The following is a 25,746-nucleotide window of genomic DNA, read 5'->3' on the forward strand; positions in this document are numbered from 1 at the left end:
TTTACAAATAATAGAAGTGTTTAATCTATTACAATTCTTCTGATTCCTTTATTTTTAGGGGTAACTATCTCTAATAAATAAACCCCTTTACCCAAGCCTGATAAATCAAGCGACTCCTTGAATGTCAAGCCTTTTTTATCAAAACTTGTTTGGAATACCATCTTTCCGCTTAGGTCGGTCACATTTACCTGCACATTCCCAATATCCGAAGTGTTTAACTCGACTGTTATTTTGCCAAGACTTGGCACTGGGTAAGCCTTGATACTTTTTGAGAAATCGGTGCTGTGCAGGCTGGTAGGTATCCTGTTTGAAAGTGCAGTACAGCCCCCAATGGTAACTGCTACGCTGTAAGTACCTCTAACTGTGGCCGTATAGGTTTGACTGGTGGCTCCATTAATTACTACATCATCTTTATACCATTGATAAGTATCGCCTGCTGAGGCATTCAGTATCACTGTATTTTGATCTACCACAGTTGTGCTCAGCGATGGAGAATGTTTGGGATTAATACTGACAAGGTCAACCTTTTGCTCTACAATAGAACCATTAGCGGTTAGCTTTACTGTATTCTTTGTGGCAGATTGGGCAAGGTAGACTACTTGGTGAGGACCTACCCCCACAGCAGTTTTAGGTGATGCATTGGCGCCAAAATCCCAGGTAAGACTTGTAATACTACCAGTAGATGTATTGGTAAAAGTGACTAATTGTCCTGCACACCCAGTAATATTGGTAGCTGTGAACCCCGCTACTGGAGGACCAGCCGCTGGTCCTGTCATGACAAAATCGTCTAATGCTACGCCTGCATCTGTAGTAGCAGCATCACTCAAAAACACAAACCTAAACGCTACTCCATCAGCATTGCCACCCAAAAATGAAAGATCGGTAGAGTAAGTTACAAACTCGCCGCTGGTGCTTCCACTAAACAAAGGAGTCTGAATGCCAAATATAGACTCAGGATGCGAAATTTGATTATACCAACCTTCTTCTTGTTTGTTGTTTAGTTTAAACCAGGTTTGTCCTTTATCAGTGCTATACTCTACAATAAAACCATCCCAGTTGTCTTCAAATTTATGTTTGGCTTTAAATTCAAGCTTATAGGTGCCTAAATAAGTAAAATCAAACAGGGGTGTATACAAATGTGCTCTAGAGTCATTAATATAGTTGCCCGACAAACCCGTTACCCAGGCAGATTCGCCAGAGGCAGTGCCATCTTTACCTGTAACGGTAGATTTACCTCTTTCAAACTTAGTTCCCGCGATATTTTTAGCGGCAAAATCCTGGGTATTTACATCAAAGTTTCCTCCATCAGTCAAACCATAATTAGATGGCTTGGAGGGTAAAACAGTCACATACCCTGTTTTTGTCGTGGTTTTTGCGCCACCCGATCCATTAATACTTAATTTGACATTATACACTCCTGGGGTGGTATATTTATGACTAGGATTTTCGGCAGCAGCAGTTCCTCCATCGCCAAACTCCCAGCTAAATGAAGTAGCTCCACTTGAACGGTAATTGAACTGAACACTTTCATTGACATAACTCACAGTATTGTTTGCCTCAAACTCTGCAATTGGATCAGTAAACGCAATCTCAAAATCATCAATCATAAATCCGTCTTCATAATCTTCCGGACTACTTCCTGCACTCACTCCTACCACAAATCGGAATGCTACCCCTGCATTGCCTTTTAAAAAAGATACATCATACTCTGTTTGTTCATTAATAGTACCATCAACCGTTGCCGCGGTCCACCCATCCTGACTCAACGAAGGAAATATATCTCTATTAATATTACAGCCCGTAAATGTCCCTCGGTTGTACCAGTTTACAGCTCCAAATGTAGGTTTGCTCGACCCCAGTATGTCCCAGGTTTTGCCCCCATCGGTACTATATTGTACTTGCATAGCAATTGGTGCATTGCAATACTTTGTTTTAATGCTTTTTTTGAATTTTAATTTATAAGCGCCAGCAGTACTTGCAAAATTAAAACTTGGGGTATAAAGCGCTGATGCATAACTAAAGGCTTCATTTTTTACGTTGGCAGTGAGCCCTGTTTTCCAGGCGTTGCTACCAGAGGCGGTGGTGTTGAGTGTGCCAGTAGGTGTACCCAGTTCCCAGTTATTGACCCCATGAAGTAAAGGCTTGCCAATAAAGTCGGCCTGGTTTGTTTCAAAGTTGCCCCCATTAGCCAAGGTATAAGGAGTATTTCTGGCGGGCAGCACCGTAATATAATTTGTCTTAGTTTTGGTCTTGTCACCACCACCACCATCTATGCTCAGACTTACGGTATAGGTTCCGGCTGTTGCATAAGTATGGGTAGGGTTGCGTGAAGTAGAGGTTTGAGCATCGCCAAAATTCCAAGCCCAAGTAGAACCATTGAGTGAGTTATTGGCAAACTCTACTGGCATGCCAGCATAAGCTACCGTTTGTTTGGTAGAAAAATCTGCACTGGTAATGGTTGAAAAAATATTGGTAGTAAAAACGCCTCTTCCAAAAGTAGCCACTGCCACTGTTCCATCTGCACTACGGTAAGTAATCATGTCACAGCGTACATTGGCCAAACCAGTGTTGGTAGGCTCCCATACTGGGCTACTTGCCGTAAAGTTGTCGGCAGACCATACCCCTACTTCAGTTGCTAAAAGCACCTCTGCTCTGTTGTTTGGGTTGTATAGCCCCCACCTTACTGGCATATCGGGCAAGTTCCCGTTTTTGTTAGACCAGTTAGTACCTCCGTCCAGAGTTTCATAGACAGAGTTTACACCATAGTTGCTAAAAGTGGCCAACAACTGATTGTCACTGGCGCCCACATCTATGCTTGAAATCCACCCACCGTGACTACCAGCATAAGTACCTGTGATTTCGGTCACACTTGGATTGGCAGTATGCGCATTGTCAATTCTGTATATCTTGCCTTCACCGTCAAATATGCGTACTCCCACAAACAAACGGTTTGCAGTATAAGGAGAGGCTTTGATATGAGTGATTTGGCGGTTGTTCATACTTAAGGTAAGCGTTTCGAGGTTGCCTGGGGTGCCACTTATATTTTGGATTCGGGTAAGCTCATTTAAACCACCTGCAGCGTATAAAATATCAGTATTGCTGTCGTATTCGGTTGGATTGATAAACCTACCCTTAGATGTTTCGTCCGAAATACTTTTAAAAGATTTTCCCCCGTCCTGAGATAACCTATAGCTATTGTATACATAACTGGTGATTTGTATATCTGAGTTGTTTTGATCTATAAAACAGTAAGCCCCATCTCCACCAGTTACTTCATAGCCAGCGCCTATACCTAAGTCGGTTGTTCTCAAAGAACCATTATCTTGAGCCCCTGCTATAATGTAATTAGAGTTTTTCTCATTTTTCATAGTTACACTATAAAAAGTAGTGACATTATAGTTTCTGTTTCTTTCAAAAAAAGTAGGGCTTGATGCTGTCACATCTTGAGATAAAAATACACCTCCATCGGTACCAATCAAAAGTTCGTTGTTAAAGCCAGGTCTGAACATCATCGCATGCTGATCAGCGTGAGCATAAGAGTCGGCCAGTGCTCCCACCCAATTAGTGATTCGTTCCCAGGTAACTCCACCATCTACCGATCGGTTTACATCTATGCCACCCGCAAACACTACATTTGGGTTGGTTGGATGTACTGCCAAAATAAGGTCAAAAAAGGCTTGACCACGTGTAAAATGAGCGTTTTGCTCGTTACCAAGAGGGTCACGGTATTTAGGAATAGTAATATCTTTCCAGTTGTCCCCACCATTTACCGACTTAACAAACCAAGCTACATCATTACTGCCAGCGCCTCCCTCTGCTACAGCATACACAATATGAGGGTTAGAAGGAGATACAGCAAGCTCTACCCTTACCCCTCCATTTTTTGGGGTAATTTTAGTCCAATTGATTCCATCATCAATTGATTTATATATTTGCCCGTTTTGGGTAGCAGCAAACAAATGGTTATTTGAAGCAAGTTCTACATCTGTACTAAATTCACTTAGAACACTCGTCCAAGAGTTTCCCCCGTCGGTCGACCTCATCAAACCTTTACCAGTGCTTGCCATAATGGTAGAGGTGGAGGTTACTACAATTTTTTGTACGTTGTAAAAGTTTTCAACTTTTGTGCTGGCTAGTTGAGTCCAATTGCTTCCTCCATCGGTCGATTTCCAAATACCAGCACCTCTAAACCTTCCTGTAAAACCAGGTCCTGTACCTACATAAAAAGTAGATTTGTTTTGAGGGTCGTATGCAAGGGTTCCAATAGATAAGTTTGCCATAAAATTGTTGATGGCAGTCCACGACGAAGTAGGGCTCGTAATGTCATTGTTTACCCACAATCCACCAGCTACACTTCCTGCCCACGCTTTTTTGCCTGTAGCATCATTAGGGTCAAACATAATCGCACGGGTACGCCCTGCAATATTATTTGGGCCTCTTTCCTGCCATTTCACCCCAGTAATGGCTTTTTGACGGGCTTTTCTACGCAATAATTTTTTTGCATAGTTATAGGCGGCTATCTTTCTATGGTTAGGCGGGTAACCTAACTTAGGGTCTTCAGTCATTTCAAAGTTTTGCAAGGCAGCTAAGTCAGGTCTGTCACGCTTGGGCAGTTTTTTTATTTCTGCATAAGTCAAGTGTTTTACCTTTGCATATTTGACGTGGTTAAGTGACAAGTACCCAGGCTTTTTTTGTGTTTTTGCCAACTTTGTTATTGAGGCAATCGCCTGTTTTTGTAAAGTTTTTTTGGGAGTGTTTGCTGAGTTTTCTAACCCAGGTTTTTTCGTTGTAGATTGTTTTTGAGCAAGAGTTGTTTTCGTCTTGTCTGTAGTATCTTCAGTGGTATCCGACTGAAACCTGACATTATACAACACGACAAACGATAGGATTATAAGTGTGAATGTGAGTATGTACTTTTTCATAAAAGAATGTTAAATGTGATATGCATATATGAGCCGAGCAGTGTTTTGAGGATGACTTGAATATACAAAAATATAAAATATTTTTTTGGATATATTTTTATCTGCCATACAGGGTAGGTGAAATGCTGTATTGGTCAATAGATAATACTAAAGTGAAGCCTGTTTAAGTACTTGACTATAAGTATATTGTATTGGGTAGTTTTGTTTTGGACTGTTCTTATAAATTTTCAGGTTGTGTATTGCAACTAATACCATTGAAATCTTAAAAAGAGTAGTAAACCAATCAGACAGCCGATAGAACAATGAGGCACCTCAGGTGATATAGGTAGTGTAGTATTAATCTTTGTTGCCGCCTGTAATTGTACTTTTTTTGATGCTTGTGTTATTTTTTAGGTTATAAATAGTAATAAAATCATCCTTACTTTTATTAGCAGGCATAATACCTGGTACTAAAAATATTTCAAGTTGATAATCACTAAACCATTTTACATACCCGTTTTGCAAGTTGTTTTTATAAACGGTTTTATTGCTTTGGGGCTCAAAAACAAAAAAATCAACAGCCTTTTGGGTTGGTTTGACATTCTTCCCCTTCTCTTTTTTGTAGCAAAGCACATAACTTTTACCAGGACTGGTTATGTAGTGAGCAGATGTGCCGTATTTTTCTTCTCCTAATTTCTTCAAAGTAGCATTTTTTGGATGATCGTTTTTATTGGCAGAAGTACTTTTACATTGAAAAAAGAAGAAACCAAGTAAAGTCGTCAATGTGAGCAATAAATAAATACGCATAAGATAGATAAAAATTTAAACTGATAATTGAGTCTTAGAGCTTGCATAGCCAGCCCCTTGTAGAGTATATAAGTAAAGTTAGTTAAAAAAAATATCCCTGATGGTATAGATTTGAAAAGACTTGATCTATAAAATATGCTGTCCAATAATTGTAAAAGATGGCAAAAAATAGCGTTGAATTCACTAGAGAATCTGAACGTATATAACGACTGTTATTATGTGGTAGTTTTAATAGTTGCTGCGGTAATAAAGTAGGTCTGGATTGCTTCAGGGGGCTGTTTGTCCAAAGAATAGATTATCTGTGAGCAATTCGAGTATTTATATTATATTTGTACAATGTTTTGTAAAAAGCATTAGTAATAGCAGACACACCTGTTTTCTTTTTCCTGACAAAACCCATTGCAGGCTTTAACACCATTGTTGGGAAATAGACTGGGTAAATCTTAACTTTATTCTCTCTTGGTTGTGAAATTATAGGGAGGTTGTCAACATTTTTGAAACTTTTTATACGGATGAAATACAAACGCATACTTCTAAAACTAAGTGGGGAAGCATTGGCAGGTGAAAATCAAACCGGTATCGATGCCCAACGTCTTGAACAATACGCTCAGGAAATAGAAAAGGTAGTGCAGGAAGGCATCGAAGTTGCCATTGTGATCGGAGGAGGAAATATCTTTCGTGGCGTTGAAACTGTAGGTACCGGTATTGACCGTGTACAAGGTGACTACATGGGAATGTTGGCAACTGTAATCAATGGAATGGCTTTGCAGAGTTCTCTCGAAAGCCATGGGCTATTCACCCGATTAATGTCAGGAATTAAAATGGAGCAGGTATGTGAACCATTTATCAAGCGTAGAGCTGTACGGCACCTGGAAAAAGGCAGGGTAGTGATATTTGGTGCGGGTATTGGTAGCCCGTATTTTACAACCGACTCAGCCGCCAGTTTACGCGCAATTGAGATTGAGGCTGATGTAGTACTAAAAGGTACTAAAGTAGATGGGGTGTATACTGCAGACCCTGAAACAGACTTGAATGCTACTCGTTTTTCTAACATTTCTTTTGAAGAAGTTTATAGCAAAGGACTCAATGTAATGGATATGACCGCATTTACCCTGTGTAAAGAAAACGGTTTGCCTATCATTGTTTTTGATATGAATACACCCGGCAATCTCTTGAAAGTTGTCAAAGGAGAGGAAGTCGGAACGCTTATTTCGGTAGATTAATAAAACAAACACTGGTATTGAAAAGTATCAGTGTTTGTTTCTATAGATCAGTGTAAACAAAAATAACTTTAAAATGGAAGAAGAGATACAAATGTATTTGGCAGAAGCCAAAGAGCTGATGGACAAAGCAGTGCAACACACCAACAACGAGCTAAATAAAATTAGAGCTGGTAAAGCAATGCCTAACATGCTTGATTCTATTCAGGTAGATTATTATGGGGCGCCTACTCCCTTAAACCAGGTAGCTTCTGTAACTGCACCCGATGCTCGTACATTAATGATTAGGCCTTTCGAAAAAAGTGTGATTGCTGGTATTGAAAAGGCTATTCGTGACAGCGACTTGGGTTTGAATCCTCAAAACGATGGCGAAAACGTTCGCATCAATATTCCTGCACTTACCGAAGAACGCAGAAAACAACTGGTAAAGCAGGTAAAACAAGAAATTGAAAGCGGTAAAGTAAGCATTCGTAATGTGCGCAAAGATACCAACAACTCTTTGAAAGACTTGCAAAAAGAAGGCGCTTCAGAAGATGAAGTAAAACGCGCCGAAGAAGCTGTACAAAAACTTACCAATGATTTTACAGACAAGGTAGATGGTCTGTACGAAAAGAAAGAAGCTGAACTCATGACTGTATAATTGCAAAGGTTGTTATGACGTATCAAATAAAAAAAACCTGCAGAGTTTGAATTAAACCTGCAGGTTTTTTTATGTAATAGAATTTCTTGTCAAAGCATAATCTTATTCGTCGTCTGAGCCTTTGCTGCGTTTTTTGTCTACTTTACGCGGCTTGGGCATCATCCATTTGGTTTCTCGTGAGTTATACTGTAACTTGTTAGAGCGGTTTCTTTTATAAGCTGGTGGGTTGGCATTTCGTCTGCTAAACCCTCGCTTGAGTCGTCGTTTGCTGTAATTGGCAGTTCTACGGAAACTACGTGAGCGAGGAGCCCGGTAAGAAGTTACTGAAGAACTACGGGGTGTATGAGGTCCTCTGCGACGCAAACGATGGGTAGTCTTACCCATAAAAGACGATATTTTACGGGCTTTTCGTGCCCGATGAGCCTTTACATTGACATAACGCATCCTTCCTCTAAAAGAACTTGCGTTGCCACGTCGAGATACAATAGAACTCCTTTTAGCCCTATAACTCATTACTCCGGATAGGCGTTTACTACGTGCTGACATCTTTTTTCTTGACGATTTGCGCACAGTATAATTGCCTGTAAATTGGCTGAATTTTTTAGGATTATTTTTTCCACGGGCCTTTAGACGGTGTATGGCAAGAGAACGTTTGTTTCTTCTACTTTTACTTACCCGTATATTACCCGTATAATTGGTCGCTTTTCGATGGTTTTGTTTTTTTACCTTTGTCCGAAAGCGAGAACGGTTTGGGTTTTTAAGTGTACGGTTATCTTCTTGCGCTATGCCCGAAAACCACCCACCAGCCATCAGACTGAGAGTAACCAGGAGCTGTACGCTTCGTTTAAAAAAAATTTCTTGGACAGACATCGTTAATTTGGGTTAGATTACCCCAAACCACTAGGGGTGGGGTATGTTTTTGTTAGTAACCTCGCAAGCCACGGTTAGATCTAGGATCTTTTTTAAAACCACGATGAGTACGTGTTTTATTCTTTTTGCCTTTTCTTCTCATTACCCTTTTGCTTTTCTTTACCAAGCCCGTTCTTTTATCTCTTTTTACGCGTATGTAGGCTTGTTGTTTATCTAGTATTTTAAGGCTTTGTTTGCGTAGCTCAGCTGGAGTTTTTCCTCCGCTTTCAAACACTCTTACAGTTCCTCCGGCGGGACGTTCATAAGCAGGACATTGCGACCTTTGTGAACAAGAGGATATAAGTATACCTAATGTAATGATGAAGAAGTAAGTTCGTAGAAGTTTTTGAGCTAACATGACGGGGTATTGTTTTAAAATAATGTATTGTTCTAATAACGTTACATTATTCATGAACGTATATAATCCCCGCCAAGTTAGTGATTTTCACTGATTATTAAAAATTTAACAACGTGTTCACCTTATCTTTTATACGCTCTTTAGGCAAGTATATTTGTTCAAGAGGGGCAGCAAAAGGCACCGGAATATCAAGACTTCCTTCACGCATTACAGGGGCATCTAGGTATTGAAAACAATGCTCTGCGATCCAGGCGGCAATCTCTGCTCCAATACCCCCTGTTATGTTGTCTTCGTGAGCAACAATCACTTTACCAGTTTTCTTTACAGTAGCTTCTACTGCCTCCTTGTCCCAGGGGAGCAGGGTACGCAAGTCCAAAATCTCTACTGTTTCGGGGTTGTCAGGAAACAACTCAGCGGCAATTTGTTTTGCCCAATGTACTCCCATTCCATAAGTAATGATAGACACGTCTTCACCTTTTTGTACTACCCGTGCTTTGCCTATAGGCAAGGTATAATAATCGTCTGGAATGTCCTCAGTAATAGAACGATACAAGGCTTTGTGCTCAAAGTACATCACTGGATTAGGCTCTTCAATAGAGGCGGTAAGCAGACCTTTGGCATCGTAAGGGGTAGATGGGTACACAATTTTGAGCCCCGGAGTGTGAAAAAACCAAGCCTCGTTTGACTGAGAGTGAAACGGACCTGCCCCTACGCCAGCACCAGTAGGCATGCGCACTACTACGTCAGCGTTTTGTCCCCAGCGGTAATGTACTTTGGCAAGGTTGTTTACGATTTGGTTAAATCCACAAGTTACAAAATCTGCAAACTGCATTTCTACAATTGCTTTGTATTTTTTGACCGAAAGCCCCAAGCCAATTCCTACAATGGCCGACTCGCATAAAGGCGTATTACGTACCCGTCCTTTGCCAAACTGTTCGACAAAGCCTTGGGTAATTTTAAATACTCCTCCATACTCTGCAATGTCTTGCCCCATAATGACTGAGTTGGGGTACTGTTCCATGGCTTGTCGCAAACCGTCAGATACCGCATCTACAAAGCGTTTTGGGTTCATCACTTTGTTTTTTGGGGGAGTAGGGGTAAACTCATAAGGTGCATACAAGTCGGTTTCTTCAGTGGCAATAGATGCCTCTGGTAACGGTTCAGCATACGCAGTGGCAAGTCCTTCGTCAATCTCTTTTTTGATATACTCTCTGATTTCTTCAATGATATGATCGTTAAGCACCCCCTGACGTTTCAAAAAGGTTTCGAAGTTGACCACTGGGTCTTTTTTCGCCCACGCATCCATGAGGTGTTTAGGCACATATTTGGTGCCTGAAGCTTCTTCGTGTCCACGCATTCTAAAAGTAAGGGCTTCGATAAGAATAGGACGAGGGTCTTGACGCAACTCGTTGGCATAATGGCGTACTGTGCTGTATACCTCTAATAAGTTGTTGCCATCTACCTGTACTGCTTCCATTCCATAACCTATGCCCTTGTCTTTGAGCCATTCGCACTTGTATTGTTCATTTACAGGGGTTGATAAACCATATCCGTTATTTTCTATCATAAAAATAATGGGAAGGTTCCAAACCGCCGCCACATTCAATGCTTCATGAAACTCACCTTCGCTGGTACCACCATCACCACTGAAGGCAATGGTTACTTTTTTATCGTTGTTGAGCAAATCTGCCAGCGCCAAACCGCTTCCTACCGATAGTTGTGGACCCAAGTGCGAAATCATACCAATGATATGGTGCTCGTTGCTACCAAAGTGAAACGAACGGTCACGCCCTTTGGTAAAGCCTAAGTCTTTGCCCTGAAATTGAGCAAAAAGACGTTCTAAAGGAATACCACGAGAAGTAAACACACCTAAGTTGCGGTGCATAGGTAATATGTAGTCGTTAGGCTCTAGCGCAAGTGTGCTACCTACAGCTATGGCTTCCTGACCAATGCCTGAAAACCATTTGCTGATTTTACCCTGGCGCAGCAAAATCAGCATTTTCTCCTCGATCATGCGAGGTTTTAAAATGTATTTATAAAAATCTAAAAGTAAGTCGTCTTTGTATTTCTTTCGGTCAAATTTCATTTTCTGATAAATTTTCAAAAGTTTTGATAGACCTTCTGACGCTACCCCTACTAAATAGAGGTGCTGAAGAAGCTTTGTTGACTAAAATTTGGGTTTGCTATTAAGCAACTTAAACATATTTGTAGCTTGTGCCACCATTTAAGTTTTGAAAACCAGTACAAAATAGATTATAAAAAAGACCATATACAAACTTTTGTAATTGGTATTTTTTGGGGAGGTGCAAATGTCTTGTATTTAGGTAAAGTGATATTAATCAAGGAAATTGTTTAATTAAGAGGAGAGGGGTATGCTTAGGAACATGTTCAAAATAAGTGTCGAGATTGAGGGCGTATAATCGAGGCTGGCTGAGGCACTTTTTGTAGGCAAGGCAACATCTGGGGGATGTTGAGCCAGACCGTGGGACGGTGCTACGGCGAAAAAAGCTAGTAGTCCCTGCGGAACTGCCGGGGTAATGAAAGTCAGGAAAGAGAGCCACAGAACGAAGTTCAAGCTCTGCAAAGCTAATATGTTCTAAACCGGACAGCTTCAAAGTCCCGATTTCTTATCGGGGTTATTGTTGAGGGTTATGCCCGAAATCCCGTTCACGGGGCGATCACGTTCCTTAGTAGTAAGCTTATGTTGGCAATGAGAAGCTTTGGTAATGCATACCCTTATACAAGATGGTTATCAAGGCTGCTTTCTTAAGTTAGCTTAGCTGGCCTTACCCAAATTGTGTGTCAAATACAGGCAACAGGCAAACATTCACTATTTCTATTTCATTTTACCTATACTTAGACTGATTATATATAGGCATTGTCTATGGTTTGTTTCAAACCTATTGTCTAAATTTGAGTTATAATATCATATAAAGCTAAGGCAATTAGCCAAGCATAAGTAAAGGGTATATGATCCTGCATTAATTGAGGGCATTTACACACTCCCTTAAACAATTGTATTATTTTTTTGACACTAAACCTTATACCAATATGAAAGATTTAGTAAGACTAAAAACCTCTTTAACAGAGGACATGGAAGCGATTCTAAACGACCAAATAAAAATAGAAAGCAACTCTTCAGCTAAGTATTTGGCAATGGCCTCTTGGTGTGCTGAGAAAGGCTTCGAAAAAGCCACTACTTTTTTTATGACTCAAGCCGACGAAGAGCGTTCGCATATGTTAAGAATTTTTAACTATATCATTGAACGTGGAGGCAAAGCAATATCGCCAGAAGTGAGCAACGTGCGCCATGAGTTTGACTCATTGCGTGAACTTTGCGAAGCAGCCTTAGAGCAAGAAATTAGTGTAAGCAATGCCATTAATCGCATTGTAGAAGCAGCCCGTAAAAACAACGACTATGCTACAGACAATTTTATGCAGTGGTTTGTAAACGAGCAGATAGAGGAAGAAGCCATTGCTCGTCGCATTGTAGAGTTGTTTGAGATTATTGGTGAAGACGGCGTTGGTCTGTTTACCATCGACAAACAAATTGGTCAGGTACGTGAACAGCACGGTAACTAATAAGACCAATTGATAAGATAAATGAAGAAGCCCCTGACAACTCAGGGGCTTTTTTTGTGAAGTCACGCTTTGGGTATTTTAAAAGGTTTCTTCTTTTCCTTGCTTTTAGGCTTTATTAATTTACTGAACAATTTGACTATCTTGTCGTTGTTTACTTGCCCATACCATTTGTTTTTGGGCATAATTCCTACCAATGGTGCCATTTTACAATTGCCCGAACAAGCTGTTCTTATGATTTGTACCTCGTCTTTTTTGCCTGCGCTTCGGGTCATTGCCCGCAGACTTTTATAGTGATTGTTTCCGCCCTTACTACCACATTTGCTTCCTGTGCAAACCAAAACAGTTTTAGGGGGAAGGTTTAATTTATTGCTCATATCAATAGAAGTTGTTATGCCGATTTGTGTGAAATGCTATGTTGTTTTTTGAAGTGGGCAAAGCTTTTACCTTACCTGGTTTCGTTCTTTATAGCATCAGCATTGTGTTTAAACTTATTCCTCATACAGCATTTATAAACTTTAATGAGTACTTGTTATCCTATGATGGTTGTATATAGAGTATATTACAAAAGTAATAGGTACAGGTTAAAAACAAATTGAGGGTGTATAAAATGACTACAAAACTATATTTTTTATTACTACTAGCGGGCTTCTATATGGCTAGTGCACTGGTTTGCCTGCATTGGCTCAGAAAAACGACAATGAGGAAAACGATTTTGCTCGAGAACCAAACGATAACGACTTTGGAGAGTTTAGGGTGATAGCCACCAATAACAAAAGGAGGGGAGTATATTTTTTTCAACGGTTTACCTTATCTGATCAAATAAATGTTATCCCCAGAAGCTATGTGGTGTTGTTACACAAAAACGGAGCTACTATCGAAATCAACCAGGCAAGTACTTATGCTGTAAAATCTCTAAAGGCACAATTACTTGCTTATGTCAAAGCTCATCCCCAGTACCCAATTAATCTCAAAGTTGAAAACCCTCAAAAAAGCTCTTATAAGCATCACTATTACTATCATTGGGGCAAACGTTGTCCTGAGCCTGAAGTAGGGGTATTGCTGCCATCAAAATTGAAGGTTTTGTCTCGGGAGTTGAGTTTTGCCTGGTATGATGAACACACCAAAGACAGCTCCAAGGTAAGGTATGAGTTGGTAAGCACGAATATAATGGATGAGGAATTGTTAAAGGTGAAATCTTCTAAAAGGCACATTGCTTTGACTCTAAGCCAAGCTGTTTATAAGTATCATATTATAAAGTTGAAGCTATTAGGGAGCGATGGGAAGGGGGGCTGTCAGGAAGCCGCAGTGATGGCAGAGCATGTAAATGATGAAAGTATTAGTACTGCCTATCGGCAGTTTAAACTAAAAAACCAGTCAATCAAGTCTCCGCTTATTGCCGTGTTCAACGAAATGTTTTTCTGGAATAGTAGACGTTTTTATTTAGAAGTGAATAAGCTTTGGCGTAAGCTTGTGAAAAAATACCCCAAACACCCAGTTTTAGCAATAGCTTATCGACATTTTAAAGTAACTTATCACTTGCAAAGAGTACCGAGGTCTAAAGCAAAAAAATAAATACAACAATCAAACAAAAAACAAGTTGATACTTGTCAGAGGTTGCTAAGAATTGGTATTTTGGCTTCAGCGAAGGCTTTACCTAAAAACAAACCAGGTGTACAAGCACTTGTTAAACAAACATCCAGACAATCGTGTATAAACTCATGCCTACCAACATTTTAAAATATTGTATGCTTTTGAAAGCATCCCACTTTAAAAAACTAAAACATTGATTGTATGGATAGCCAAAATATAGAAGCGTATTTTGAAAAAATACTTCAGATAAAAAACCAGCGTAAAGGCTTGAGTCAGGCAGCACTCAAAGAAATAGCCCTAGAGCTGGGAATGTCGGAAACCGAGTGGCGCGAAGTGCAAAATGTGGCACGGGGGCACATAGAGCGAGGCTATAATTTTTTGGAGCACCAAAACGAAGAGGATGCCCAAAAAGAATTTGAGCAAGCATTACTGGTGTTTCCTGATAATGCCCGCGCATTGTATGGCTTGGGGCATATACACGAACGGTGGTTTATGGCAAAGGGCAGGGCTGCCGACAAAGAAACTGCCCTGAAGTATGCCCATGCAGCTTTGCAAACTGACCCAGCACATACCGAAGCGGCGCGGTTGATTAGCCACCTCAAAGACCAAAAGCCGATTACGACCTGGCACAGGGTGCGCAAACCAGTATTTTTATTGTTGGTGTTGGCTGTGTTGGCAGGGGGAGTATACAAGTATCAAGGCCAGATTAAAACCGAAATAGACCACATCAAAGAAGCTTTTCAGGCACGCAAAGGAGCACAGTTTGTATTGCATGAGGTGTATTTCGAATCGGGTAGCACCGAATTACACGATGCCAAGTCGGAGGAAGAATTGATGCGATTGGTCAGTTTTTTAAAGAAACACCCCAAACTCAAGGGTGAAATAGCTGGGCATACCGACAATATCGGGCGGGCGGCTGCCAACTTACAAATTTCTACCCAGCGGGCTTATTCGGTATACAAATACCTGACAAAAAACGGGGTGAAATCTGCGCAATTGGTTTATAGAGGTTATGGGGCTACTCGCCCAAAGTTTCCGAATAACAACCCGGTAAATCGCCGAAAAAACCGTAGAATTGAGTTTAAGATTTTAAGAGTGAAATAGACAGTGTTTTTTACTGTAAGAAAAAGATGATTTTCGTGAGTAAGAAATAGTGAGTAAGTGTTTTGAAAATCAAGCAACTAACAAAGGTGATATTTTTGACACTATTGTATAAAAACAAAACCCTGCAAATCATTGATTTACAGGGTTTTTGCTTATGAATGCGGAGAGGGAGGGATTCGAACCCCCGGTACCTCGCGGTACAACGGTTTTCAAGACCGCCGCATTCGACCACTCTGCCACCTCTCCATTTCCCGTTTGGGAGTGCAAATATGCATCAAGGTTTATTAATTTACAACACTTGCAGAAAAAAAATAGAAAAAAAATGACTGGCTAAAGGTTTTTATGTATTTAAGGTGTTGATTATGAGGTGTTTAGTTGTAACGTGTTTTTTGGAAAATTATTCTGCCTTAGCCCATAGGAGGTGCTTCTCCATCTATTTGGATATGGCGAATAATTTTGTTGTATAATTCATTAGGACTAAATGGTTTGGTAAGATAATCATTTACCCCAGACTCAAACGCTCGTTCGCGTTCTTCTACCAGTGCCGAGGCAGTCAGGGCAATTATAGGGGTGTTTTTATGGGCAGGCAACAACCTTATTTTACGGGTAGCTTCATAACCATCCATTTCGGGCATTTGCAAATCCATCAATATCAAGTCATAATGATTGTTTTTGGCTTGTTCTACGGCTTCTACACCATTGAGGGCATATTCTATGGTCAGTTGCCAGGTTTTGAGAAACTTAGCCACTACCAATTGATTTATTTTTGTGTCTTCTACCAGCAATATTTTGCCTCCGCTGGCTTTGTTTGATGTAGCAGCATCCACAGTATTTTTATTTTTATCTAATGTAGGCATATACTTATCTAATTTTAAGTCAAAATAAAACTTAGCACCCTTATTTTCTTCACTTTCAAGGTGTATTTGGCTGTCTTGCAGCTCTAGCAGACGTTTTACTATGGCAAGTCCCAAACCTGTTCCTCCAAACTTTCTGATAGTTTCGGGGTTTGCCTGAGTAAATCGATCAAATATAATTTGCTGTTTTTCTTTAGGAATCCCCACCCCAGTATCTTTCACTGTAAACCTTACTTGTACTTGTCGGTTGTTTTGCGCGATGAATTGCAACATAAGTTTTACTTCTCCTTTGAGAGTAAACTTAATGGCGTTGTTCATCAGGTTGGTCAGCACTTGGGTAAGTCTTACCGGGTCTCCGATTACCTTGTGAGGAATATTCGTGTCAGTTGAAAAGCGTAGTCGAATGTTTTTTTCTTGCGCGGTAAAAGCAAATGATTTTTGAATACTTTCAATGAGCTCAGGCAGGTCAAATAGTACTTCTTCAAATTCTACCTTACCCGAATCTATTTTAGTAAAGTCTAAAATATCGTTGATCAAAGACAGGAGAGTTTGTGCCGAAAACTTGAGTATTTTAAGGTTTTCTAGTTGGTCAACTCTGGGCTTGTTTTCTAATAAAACATGGGTCATTCCAATGACTGCATTCATTGGGGTTCTTATTTCGTGGCTCATAGTCGACAAAAACTGTTCTTTGGCAAGGGCTGCTTCTTCGGCTTTTTGTTTGGCGGTGATTAGTTCACGTTCAAAGCGTTTCCGGGCTGTAATATCTAACGAGTATCCCAGGATATAAGGTGCCTTATTTTTTTCAAAAGAGATAAGTTTTTTGCCTACCAGTAGGTCTATGTTTAGGTGTTGCCAGCTAATTTGTTCTTCCCAAGTATCAGGTTTAGCCCCTGCTCTTACCAGCATATCATCCTTTACAAAGGCTTTTGCCAAATATTCAGGAAAAATCTCGGCATCGGTTTTACCCAGTGTTTCTTTAGTAACTCTATAAGTTTGACAAGTGGCTTTGTTCAAAAACACCAAACGCCCTTCATCATCTTTAATATAAATATTAATAGGTAATGTATCAAGAATTTGTTCTAGTATTCTTTTTTGATTGGTCAAATCTTCTTCGGCCCTTTTTTGGGTAGTAATGTCCCAATTGATACCAATCATACGAATAGGTTGTGCATAGTCATCAAACACTACCTTGCCAAATCCCTTGATGTGGCGTATGTTGCCATTGGGGTGGCAAACCCTAAATTCTGTATTATATTCGGCTTTGCCTTCACGTGCCAGTAATGAATCAAGGTATGCTTGTTTTTTATCATCCGGGTGTAAATGTTTTTCCCAGGCATCATAAGCATTCGGAAAGTTTTCTGGCTTACAACCGTAGAGCTCAAACATTTGTTGGTCCCATACCAAATGATTATTCAACAAATCCCAGTCCCATATTCCCATTTTTGCCGATAGCGTAGCAAGCGACAGGCGTTGTTCGCTTTCGCGGAGTTGCTCCATTGTAGAAGACAACACTTCATTGGTTTGACGAAGCTCTTCATTGGTTGCCTGTAGCTCCTGGTTTTGCATTTCAATCTGAAGATACTGAAGCTTAACTGTTTCTTCGGCTTTTTTATGATCAGTAATATCCATGCAAATGATCATATATTGAAAAGGGAGCTTTCTGTCGTTCAAAAAGGGAATAATGGTAGTTTTAAGCCAGTATTGCTTACCACTTTTGTGTATATTGTTGGTTTCTCCCTGCCACACCTTGCCCGATTGTACCATGCTAAGCACCTCATCTGACAATACTTGCCTTTGGGGAATAAGTACATCGTAGTGGCGTCCAATCAACTCGTGGGTGGTATAACCACTGATGGTGGCAAAGTTGTCGTTGGCATAGGTAATATTGCCTTGCAAGTCTATAATAGCAACAATGGTAGCCTCATCGAGCGCCATCTTAAAATCAGCTAAAGTTTTGTGTGACGACTTTAGTTTATTTTCATCTACTTTGCGTTGGGTGATATTTTGTATTACTCCCAACATCTTCATTACATTACCATACTGATCCCTTTGTACATTTCCTTGGCTTTTTACCCAATATATTGTGCCATCTTCCCATATTACCCGGTGTTCCAGCTCATATTTTTTCGCTGTATTTACTGAGTGTTGCATCTTTGCCTGTACTGTTGCCTGGTCGTCAGGGTGTACCGCTTTCATAAATACTTCGTAGGAGGGTTTACCTACCTGATGATACAACCCCAGTAAATAATTGGTTTGAGGCGACCACAGCATTTCGTTGTTGGTGGGTGTCCACTCCCATATACCTATATTGGCAAAGTTTTGTGCCAGCCTGAACCGTTCTTCATTTGCCTGGAGTTTTTTCTCTGCCTCCATTCTTTCGCTCACATCGCGTGTACTACTTATAGCCCCCTCATATTGTCCGTTTGAGTCAAAAAAGGCATTCGCTACCACTTCGAGCCAAATGTAATGCCCTTGTTTATGACGGGCACGAAAAACGTAAGTGCTATATTTCTGTTTTTTTGTGGTGTTTTCCTGTATCTTTTGTAGCAACCAATGCGCATCGTCAGGATGAGCAATTTTTGGCAGTTTTATTTTTTTCCGCTCCTGTAGGGTGTACCCTAATATTCGTTCTATCGAAGGACTGGTATAAATAAGTTGATGGTTACGATCAAATCTTTCGATCAGGTCACTGGAGTTTTCAGTGAGAATCTGATAAAGTATTACGTTTTTTTTGAGCTCTTTTTGAGTGTTTTTTAAAGCCTCTTTTTGTTCGGCATTTTTAGACAGCAACAATAAGTTTTTGTTGTTGTATTTATGGTTGAGATGTTGCATAAACTGAAACCCTATCACTAAAAATAAAATAGTAATGAGTATGACCAGGTTCATAAAGGGGACATGTTTCATTACAGGTAGAGCCTTGTCATAACCTACCCCCATTATGAAGTGCACTGGGTCAAATAGCATAAGGCAGGTAATATGCAGTAAAATACAGCTCCAGTACAAGGCTTTTTTTTGCAGGTCTATCAATAACATAGGTAGCAGCAAAAAAGCAATGGGTATAAACCTGGGAACAAATTGATAGGCTATAGGCAGGGGCTGCCCATGCAATACCTTGATAAGTGGTACCTCAAACAATACAATGATTGGAGGAAGGACAGATAGTAGAGTGTGCCCAATGGTGAAGTATTGTTTCTTATTGAGAAAAACTACCAGAAAAAGCAACGATGCCTCCAATATGCTTAGCCATAGAGTAGAGTAAACTTGTAAAAACCATACCCGGCTAAAGGCTACAAACCCAATCATTGCCATCATCATATAACTCATCTGATTTGATAGAATGATGCGTTTTTGTAGGGTGTATTCCTGTTGGTTGTTGACTCCCAAATGGATAAGTTGTTCTAAAAACCTCTTGATTTTGTTTGCCATTACAGCTCTTAAGAGTTGGATGTTATAATAGAGTGAACCAAAATGTTGGATTGCTTGGCTGAATGCTCAAATATACGAAAAAAAGGCATTGTATGCGGCTTTCCTGTTTTGCAAGGGTTTAGTTAGGGAGTAGCCGGGGTATTTTACCAAAGTAAGTACTAATAGTAAGCTGAAAAAGAAAATACCTGTCATTTCCGGCCACTCGTCCCCGGCTTGTACCAGGTTCAAAGCCTTTGAGCGTAGTGTATACATTGCTGTCACTACCAGTATAAGTAACCACCCCCTGGCTGGCTATGAGTTGGTCTAAACCGGGGCGGCTTTCCATAGAACGGTTGGCATATTGGATAGAGAAAGCATTAGGTAGCGCATCTGCCGAAGGGTAAGCTCCTTTGCCTACATCATCTATATAATCTGTTAGTGTAAACCTTATACCTGCTTGTAACGACACAGTCCAACGTTTGGCAAAATGATAACGCCCCCCAATGCCTATAGGAATAGCAAAAGAAGTCAGCGAGTAGTTAGATGGAATTTGCCCTTCTGTATGCAAATTCCGCAAGTTTAAATAGGTACCCGAAAACGCATTGAACGATTGGGGATTGTGTTTGAAAAAGGTAAGCCCGGTAAAGATAAATGCGGCAACTTTGCTGGGCTTTTCGGGCAGCCAGGGAAAAAAATCCCATTCAGCCAGTAAGCTTAATTCTTGAATACGATTGCGAAAATTAAGGTTTTGGGCTTGTTGGTCTAGGTCAGCACTTTCGCTGTCGTTGCCACTTATAGAGCCTATGGTTACACTTGCCCTGGCCTTGAGCCAAGGGGTAAAGTGCAGGTAGAGGCTTGCCCCGTAGCTCAGACCAGGTCCCACCTTAAGTTTAGAGTAAACATCTCCTTTGTAATGCATAAACCCGGTAGAAATGCCAATACTAAAATGAGGACGAAACGGCTTATTGAGCAAAGCTTTTGCCGACTCTTGGTCAAGCGATTGGTGGGCATACATAATATACGCCGGATAGTTTGATAGAGAAGAGGAGGTTTGGCTTACGGGGTGTAAGCCAATGATTTGCCCATAAACAGTAGTGACGCTTATCATTGTGCACCACACCGAAATCCATAGTTTTTGCATCAATTTCATCATTAATTGTGTAAGTCAGCGATACTAAAATACTCAATATTCTTGTGAAGTGTTAGTGGTTAGGGCATTTTTGTGTGATTATATAATAATACAAATACTGATATAACTAATCAGTGATTGTATTCCTTTTATCTAACGAAACTTGTTTGGGGGGGGAGTTGCTTGTTTTGTCCTTTAGTAACGATTGTTTTTATAAAAAATAAAACCCCTTGTTTTTTTAACAAGGGGGTAAGTGAAAAAATGACTTAGCGCAAAATTTTTACCCAGCCTTTGTAGCGTTTATCTGTTTTTTGGGGGTGTTTTAGGTGGTAATAATACATGCCCGATGGAAGACCACCGCCACTCCAGTTATTTGTATAGTTACCCGTTTGGTATACCAGGCTTCCCCAGCGATTATAAATCTCAAGTGCCCAGCCTTTGTTACTAATCCCTTCTATTACAAATTGATCGTTTTTACCATCATTGTTAGGCGTAATAATATTAGGGATAAATAAGTTATCAGTTTCAGGGTCACACTCACGTACAGTTATCTTCACCCTGTCGCGGAATGTACAGCCTGCCATATTTACTTCTAAGAAATAATCACCAGCTTTAGTTACTGTAATCATAGAGGTAGTGGCTCCTGTACTCCATTGGTAAGTGAGCCCATCTACTGGAAGGTTGCCTAAGACCCGCTCAGTACCAGCACAAATAGTGGTGTCACCACCCAGACTAAGGTATACGCTTGGTAAAAAAACAAAAACAGAATCTCGGTTTTTACAGGTGTTTCTGATAGCATCTACCCAGTACCAGCCCGATTTGTTTATGGGTAAGGAGTCATCCGTAGAACCGTTGTTCCATACATAGCTTACGCCAGCTTCTTTAGGGCTAACGTGTAGGGTATATTCAGTAGCATTACATACTATAGTATCAGCCCCCAGGCTAATAGAAGGTTGAGGCACATACTCTATATATACCGAGTCGCGTGCATTACAGGTACCATTGCTTATCTCTACCCAATAAGTACCTGTTTGAGTAACTTGGTAGTAAGGCTGAGTACTGCCGTCCTGCCATAAATAACGCGTAGCTCCTTGTACAAAAGCATTGAGTAGTATCGTTTGTTGCCCACATACCACACGGTCTCCTCCTAAGCTAAAATCATTGCTGTATACTACCTTTACTGAATCAGTGGTCATGCACCCATTGTGGTCTACTTTTACCCAATAAGTGCCTGAACGAGTTACAGTATAAGTAGCTGATTGGCTACCATCTTGCCACAAATAATTTACATTGGCTAATGACGAGGTAGCGTTCAGGCGAAGAGTTTCGCCTGGACACAAGAAACGATCCTTGCCCAGGTTTACATTCGGCGAAGTGCCAAAAGATACGTATACCGAGTCGGTGATCTCAAAACTACAGGCAGCGTTAAAACTGACCTTTACTTTATACCAGCCATCTTGCGTTACATGCTTAAACGATTTATTGCTATTGTCGTCTGCCCAAAGGTAGCTTACCATAGACCGATCTATGCCAGGGTGAAGCCCTTTTGTAGCATCTATTACATAGCTGCTTTGATCACATATTGTTTGGTTTGCCCCCAGGTCAAAAGCAGATTCATTGAGGTAAGTTACCTGAATACTATCGGTGACGATGCACCCCCCTGATGCGATGGTGGCAGTATAAGTGCCAGTAGCATCTACTGTAATGCTGCTTCCAATGACCCCCGTTGACCATACAGTGGCAGGATTGCCCGATGTGAGCACTAAGGGTTGATTGTCACAAATTACGGTATCTTGCCCCAGGCTTAAGCCAGGAGCTGTTACCAGGTTTACCTTCACTGTATCTCTGCGGCTACAGTTACCCATGGTAATGTCTACCCAATAAATACCTGCATTTTGAGCAAAGAATATAGGGAAAGTAGAACCATCTTGCCACCTATAAGTAGCAGGCAAAGGCTGGCTGGCATCCAATACTACAGGTTGATTTTGACAAACAGTAGTGTCTTTTGGGAACTTAATTTCCAGGTAGTTTATCGTAATGGTGTCGTATACTGGGCAATCTCCCTGGCGAACCTCTACCCAATATACTCCACTTGTGTCAGCGGTAAGGGTAGGGGTAGTGCTGCCGTTACTCCATAGGTAACGAATGCCAGTACCTGTCACTCCTGTACTCAATACCAATGGTTGAGTGGGGTCACATAAGGTTGTGTCTTTGCCCAAGTCAATGGTTGGTTTGGGCACCATTGTAATGTTTACAGTATCAGTCAAAGTACACCCCTGATAAGTCATTGTGGCAATGATTTGCCCACCTGGAGGCAATACCCTGATAGAGTCACCTGTTTGCAGGGTATTCCAGGTATAAGTAGCCCCTGGAATAATGACTTGTGGGCTTACATAAACTACAGCATCATCGCATACTGTTCTATCTTTGCCCAAATTAAGGGCAGGAATAGTTACTTGAATAGACTTTACAGTTGTACAGGTATCGTTAGACACAGTTACAGTGTATACGCCTGAGGTTTTTATTTCAATAAAAGAAGTGTTAGCTCCAGTGTTCCATTCATAAGTGTAGTTTTTGCCAACAACAAAAGCATCGACAATAAATGGTTTGCCACTACATACCACAGTGTCTTTGCCAATATCTACTATGGGAGCATTGCTAAAGTCTAAAAAGGTAGAATCGGTTTGCACACAACCTTTATAACTAGCAGTTACTTTATACCATCCTTTTTGTTTGACTACAATTACTGAGTCGGTACTACCATTGCTCCAGGCATAAGTAGCCCCTGGCACGCCTACATAGGCGTCAAGTGCAGTGATGCTGTCTGCTGCACACGAAAACAAGGTATCAGGCAGGTCTATAGGGCGTACAATATTTACATCTATTGAGTCTCGCCTTTTGCATTTACCTTTGGTAATATCTACCCAATAAGTCCCTGTGTTTTGAATAAGGTTATAAGCGGTAGTATCGCCTGTAGACCAAAGATAAGTAACCGTACTATCAGACTGTGAGGCATCTAAAAAGACCATATCTCGCGGGGGACAGATGGTGGTATCTCTTGGAAGCCCCGAACTGGGTGGCACTACCACTTCTACTTTTACCGAGGCAGTGGCAGTACAGCCTGCTCTCGAGGCAGTCAGCGTGTAACGACCAGTGGTTTTGGCAACAAATATAGAGTCGGTAGAGCCATCGTGCCATAAGTAAGACTCCCAGGGACCATTTGCCCTGAGTATGACAGAGTCTCCCGGACAAATTTGTTGGTCGGGACCAAGTGTCAAAAAGTCACCCAAAAACCAAACGGTGTCTGTGGTAGCACAAGGTTCTTCTCCTATAGTTAAAGCCACAAAACTATCGGTTGGTTTTACAAAGTAATAACATTTGTCTGAGCCATCGTGCCATTTGTACTTGTCGCGGTGGGGACTAAACTGGAACTGACAGGCTTGATAAAAAGTGGGTATTTTATCACCATTGCAAGTATTAATATCAGGTCCTAAATTAAACTTGGGAGTATCATAAATGGTGATAAGTCTTTTATAGGTATTTCTATAGCCCGATTTATATACTACCTGAACCGATACTTCATAAGAGCCAGGTTGACGATATTTATGTTTAGGGTTTACCAAAGTAGACGTATTGTGTACACCAGAGGCAGGGTCACCAAAATCCCAAACAATAGACTGAACCACGCTTGAGTCTACGATGGAAAACCTGGTTGAATCACTATTGATACAAAGCGGGTAGGCACTGATCGCCGCACAGTCTCTTACATAAATGCTTCTGATGGCTACCAATAGCTCTTTGCCAAAACATTTGCGGTATAATTTGACCGTATACACTCCAGGAAACTGATAAATATGGAAGGCAGGGTTTTTAATGCTTGCATTGCCCAGTGAATCTTTACGGGGGTCGCCAAAATCCCAGCGAACATCATCACTAATAAGTCCACTATATCCTTCTATAGTGGTTTCTTTGCCATTGAACTGAATGCTTGAGTTGATACAAAGAGACCGGGGAGGGTCTTCTATGTCGACCTGAGGGATTTCTATTTTACTAATGCCCATGTCGCATTCGCAAATAAACTGAGGAATATTGGGTAAGCCAAACCTGCTTTTCTTGCCGCCCAAGCTCACTATATTATCTTGGTATAACCCAAACTCATTGATGACCCCTAAAAAGCCCGAATTATTTTTTGCCACATATATTTTTCGATCAGGACCCATCATCAAAGCCCCAAAACTATTGTTTTCGCCCAGAGTGCCATAGGTGTTGCTGGTGGCTATGCGCAATACAGCGGTAGGGTTTAAGGGTGTTTTGCTCAAGTCAATTCTAAACAAATTGCCACCGTGCCAGCCTGATACAAATAAATATTTGGCAGTGGTAGAAAACTCTACCCCATAAGCGTTGGGTATTTTGTAAGTTCGGTCATGGCGGGTTACCCGTCCATTGCTGTTATTAAAGTTAAATACTTCTACCCGGTCGTTGGTAGTAGCAGTAGCACAATTGGTAATGGCTACAGCCAGCCTGTTGCAACGTACCTTCATATAACCTATGCTACCACAAGTGCCCACATGTTTAGAGCCTGCTATGCTTATGACAGGGTTGGCAACGTTTACCCCATTAGAGCCAAGCGCAAAAGCAAAAAAGCGATCACTATTGGCCTCGTGAGTCATTACCCAGTAATCGTCCCCATTGTTGTGAAGGGTAGCAGTTACTCGTTCAGTCATATTAGACTGCATGAGTACATTTTTTTGAATCACTTCCCCCAAACCATTGTGACGACTCATATCTACTACTGAGTAATACATGTCATTGCTCGACACCCCTTGTGCTATAGTAAAAACATAGTAGAGGTGGGTAGCCTTAGGCTTAGGTAAAATCATGACCGACTGAGACGCACTGTTGTTGCCTTTTAAGCCAGCTCCATTAATCATTACCTGGTGCAACTTGTTCCATACCTGAAGGCCATCAGTATAAAACTGTAAATTTCCAGCAGAATCTGCAATACTTGAGCAAGCCTCTATACTTTGCACTGCTCCATCCAGGCGCAGGGTTAGCCCTGAGTAATCGGTACTGTTTTTCTTATCGAAACTAAACCCTGCATTTTGCCCAAAATACCATACACTATACGGAGCGGGCTCCACTTGGGCGTGTGTCTGAAAAATACAGCACACAAGCAAGCATAAGGCGATGAAATAATTATGTAATGTTTTCATTTTCATGATGGTGAATGTGGCGTAATTGAAATAG

General features: G+C 40.9%; 14 protein-coding genes and 1 tRNA gene. 5 read left to right on the plus strand and 10 right to left on the minus strand.

Translation table 11 applies throughout. From position 1 onward, the window contains the following. Positions 1 to 20 precede the first annotated feature (20 nt). Together Q0954_RS00360 and Q0954_RS00365 are read right to left on the minus strand one after the other, a co-directional pair. Positions 21 to 4,922: a PKD domain-containing protein gene (locus Q0954_RS00360; protein ID WP_299452193.1), complete on the minus strand. Its 4,902-nt coding sequence runs from the start codon at positions 4,920 to 4,922 to the stop codon at positions 21 to 23. Between the two features lie 336 nt (positions 4,923 to 5,258). Beyond that, positions 5,259 to 5,708 carry a hypothetical protein gene (locus Q0954_RS00365; RefSeq protein WP_299452196.1) on the minus strand — a complete coding sequence of 150 codons (450 nt, stop codon included), beginning with the start codon at positions 5,706 to 5,708 and terminating at the stop codon, positions 5,259 to 5,261. A gap of 512 nt (positions 5,709 to 6,220) precedes the next feature. Between Q0954_RS00365 and pyrH the strand changes: the two genes are divergently transcribed. After that, positions 6,221 to 6,931: a UMP kinase gene (pyrH, locus tag Q0954_RS00370; RefSeq protein ID WP_002697640.1), complete on the plus strand. Its 711-nt coding sequence runs from the start codon at positions 6,221 to 6,223 to the stop codon at positions 6,929 to 6,931. A gap of 73 nt (positions 6,932 to 7,004) precedes the next feature. Next, positions 7,005 to 7,568, plus strand: coding sequence for a ribosome recycling factor (frr, locus tag Q0954_RS00375; protein WP_299452200.1), 564 nt, complete (start codon positions 7,005 to 7,007; stop codon positions 7,566 to 7,568). A 102-nt stretch (positions 7,569 to 7,670) separates the two neighbouring features. On the opposite strand, the gene Q0954_RS00380 is transcribed toward frr, so the two are convergent. The 3 genes from Q0954_RS00380 to Q0954_RS00390 are packed head-to-tail and all read right to left on the minus strand — an operon-like array spanning position 7,671 to position 10,921. Then, positions 7,671 to 8,438 (minus strand): hypothetical protein, encoded by a 768-nt coding sequence (locus Q0954_RS00380; RefSeq protein WP_299452203.1) that lies wholly within the window; start codon positions 8,436 to 8,438, stop codon positions 7,671 to 7,673. Positions 8,439 to 8,490: 52 nt separating this feature from the next. Beyond that, positions 8,491 to 8,889 (minus strand): hypothetical protein, encoded by a 399-nt coding sequence (locus Q0954_RS00385; protein ID WP_299452206.1) that lies wholly within the window; start codon positions 8,887 to 8,889, stop codon positions 8,491 to 8,493. Positions 8,890 to 8,932: 43 nt separating this feature from the next. Next, positions 8,933 to 10,921, minus strand: coding sequence for a dehydrogenase E1 component subunit alpha/beta (locus Q0954_RS00390; protein ID WP_299452208.1), 1,989 nt, complete (start codon positions 10,919 to 10,921; stop codon positions 8,933 to 8,935). A 965-nt stretch (positions 10,922 to 11,886) separates the two neighbouring features. Here Q0954_RS00390 and Q0954_RS00395 point away from each other — a divergent pair. Next, the gene (locus tag Q0954_RS00395; protein WP_299452210.1) at positions 11,887 to 12,417 is read left to right on the plus strand and encodes a ferritin; all 531 of its coding nucleotides are present in this window, start codon (positions 11,887 to 11,889) and stop codon (positions 12,415 to 12,417) included. A 62-nt stretch (positions 12,418 to 12,479) separates the two neighbouring features. Here Q0954_RS00395 and Q0954_RS00400 read toward each other — a convergent pair whose 3' ends face one another. Further along, positions 12,480 to 12,791, minus strand: a complete 312-nt coding sequence (locus tag Q0954_RS00400) for a (2Fe-2S) ferredoxin domain-containing protein (RefSeq protein WP_299452213.1) — start codon at positions 12,789 to 12,791, stop codon at positions 12,480 to 12,482. A gap of 304 nt (positions 12,792 to 13,095) precedes the next feature. Between Q0954_RS00400 and Q0954_RS00405 the strand changes: the two genes are divergently transcribed. Together Q0954_RS00405 and Q0954_RS00410 are read left to right on the plus strand one after the other, a co-directional pair. Then, positions 13,096 to 13,989 (plus strand): hypothetical protein, encoded by an 894-nt coding sequence (locus Q0954_RS00405; RefSeq protein ID WP_299452215.1) that lies wholly within the window; start codon positions 13,096 to 13,098, stop codon positions 13,987 to 13,989. A gap of 219 nt (positions 13,990 to 14,208) precedes the next feature. Then, the gene (locus Q0954_RS00410) at positions 14,209 to 15,111 is read left to right on the plus strand and encodes an OmpA family protein (protein ID WP_299452217.1); all 903 of its coding nucleotides are present in this window, start codon (positions 14,209 to 14,211) and stop codon (positions 15,109 to 15,111) included. 161 nt (positions 15,112 to 15,272) lie between these two features. On the opposite strand, the gene Q0954_RS00415 is transcribed toward Q0954_RS00410, so the two are convergent. The 4 genes from Q0954_RS00415 to Q0954_RS00430 form a co-directional block, all read right to left on the minus strand. Next, positions 15,273 to 15,357: transfer RNA gene (locus tag Q0954_RS00415), tRNA-Ser, on the minus strand. Positions 15,358 to 15,518: 161 nt separating this feature from the next. Beyond that, a complete protein-coding gene (locus Q0954_RS00420) occupies positions 15,519 to 19,391 on the minus strand; it encodes a PAS domain-containing protein (protein ID WP_299452219.1) in 3,873 nt (1,290 codons plus the stop codon). Positions 19,392 to 19,509: 118 nt separating this feature from the next. Next, positions 19,510 to 20,523, minus strand: a complete 1,014-nt coding sequence (locus Q0954_RS00425) for a DUF6089 family protein (RefSeq protein WP_299452221.1) — start codon at positions 20,521 to 20,523, stop codon at positions 19,510 to 19,512. Positions 20,524 to 20,765: 242 nt separating this feature from the next. Next, entirely contained in the window at positions 20,766 to 25,712 is a 4,947-nt protein-coding gene (locus tag Q0954_RS00430) for a gliding motility-associated C-terminal domain-containing protein (RefSeq protein ID WP_299452223.1), read from the minus strand. Positions 25,713 to 25,746 lie beyond the last annotated feature (34 nt).

It is taken from the genome of uncultured Microscilla sp. (assembly GCF_947493425.1).
Lineage (GTDB): Bacteria > Bacteroidota > Bacteroidia > Cytophagales > Microscillaceae > Microscilla.

What these genes read in the sequence shown, in the direction of transcription:
- Q0954_RS00360 (WP_299452193.1), bottom strand. Translation starts at nt 4,922, where the DNA reads ATGAAAAAGTACATACTCACATTCACACTTATAATCCTATCGTTTGTC.
- Q0954_RS00365 (WP_299452196.1), bottom strand. Translation starts at nt 5,708, where the DNA reads ATGCGTATTTATTTATTGCTCACATTGACGACTTTACTTGGTTTCTTC.
- pyrH (WP_002697640.1), top strand. Translation starts at nt 6,221, where the DNA reads ATGAAATACAAACGCATACTTCTAAAACTAAGTGGGGAAGCATTGGCA.
- frr (WP_299452200.1), top strand. Translation starts at nt 7,005, where the DNA reads ATGGAAGAAGAGATACAAATGTATTTGGCAGAAGCCAAAGAGCTGATG.
- Q0954_RS00380 (WP_299452203.1), bottom strand. Translation starts at nt 8,438, where the DNA reads ATGTCTGTCCAAGAAATTTTTTTTAAACGAAGCGTACAGCTCCTGGTT.
- Q0954_RS00385 (WP_299452206.1), bottom strand. Translation starts at nt 8,889, where the DNA reads ATGAATAATGTAACGTTATTAGAACAATACATTATTTTAAAACAATAC.
- Q0954_RS00390 (WP_299452208.1), bottom strand. Translation starts at nt 10,921, where the DNA reads ATGAAATTTGACCGAAAGAAATACAAAGACGACTTACTTTTAGATTTT.
- Q0954_RS00395 (WP_299452210.1), top strand. Translation starts at nt 11,887, where the DNA reads ATGAAAGATTTAGTAAGACTAAAAACCTCTTTAACAGAGGACATGGAA.
- Q0954_RS00400 (WP_299452213.1), bottom strand. Translation starts at nt 12,791, where the DNA reads ATGAGCAATAAATTAAACCTTCCCCCTAAAACTGTTTTGGTTTGCACA.
- Q0954_RS00410 (WP_299452217.1), top strand. Translation starts at nt 14,209, where the DNA reads ATGGATAGCCAAAATATAGAAGCGTATTTTGAAAAAATACTTCAGATA.
- Q0954_RS00420 (WP_299452219.1), bottom strand. Translation starts at nt 19,391, where the DNA reads ATGGCAAACAAAATCAAGAGGTTTTTAGAACAACTTATCCATTTGGGA.
- Q0954_RS00425 (WP_299452221.1), bottom strand. Translation starts at nt 20,523, where the DNA reads ATGATGAAATTGATGCAAAAACTATGGATTTCGGTGTGGTGCACAATG.
- Q0954_RS00430 (WP_299452223.1), bottom strand. Translation starts at nt 25,712, where the DNA reads ATGAAAACATTACATAATTATTTCATCGCCTTATGCTTGCTTGTGTGC.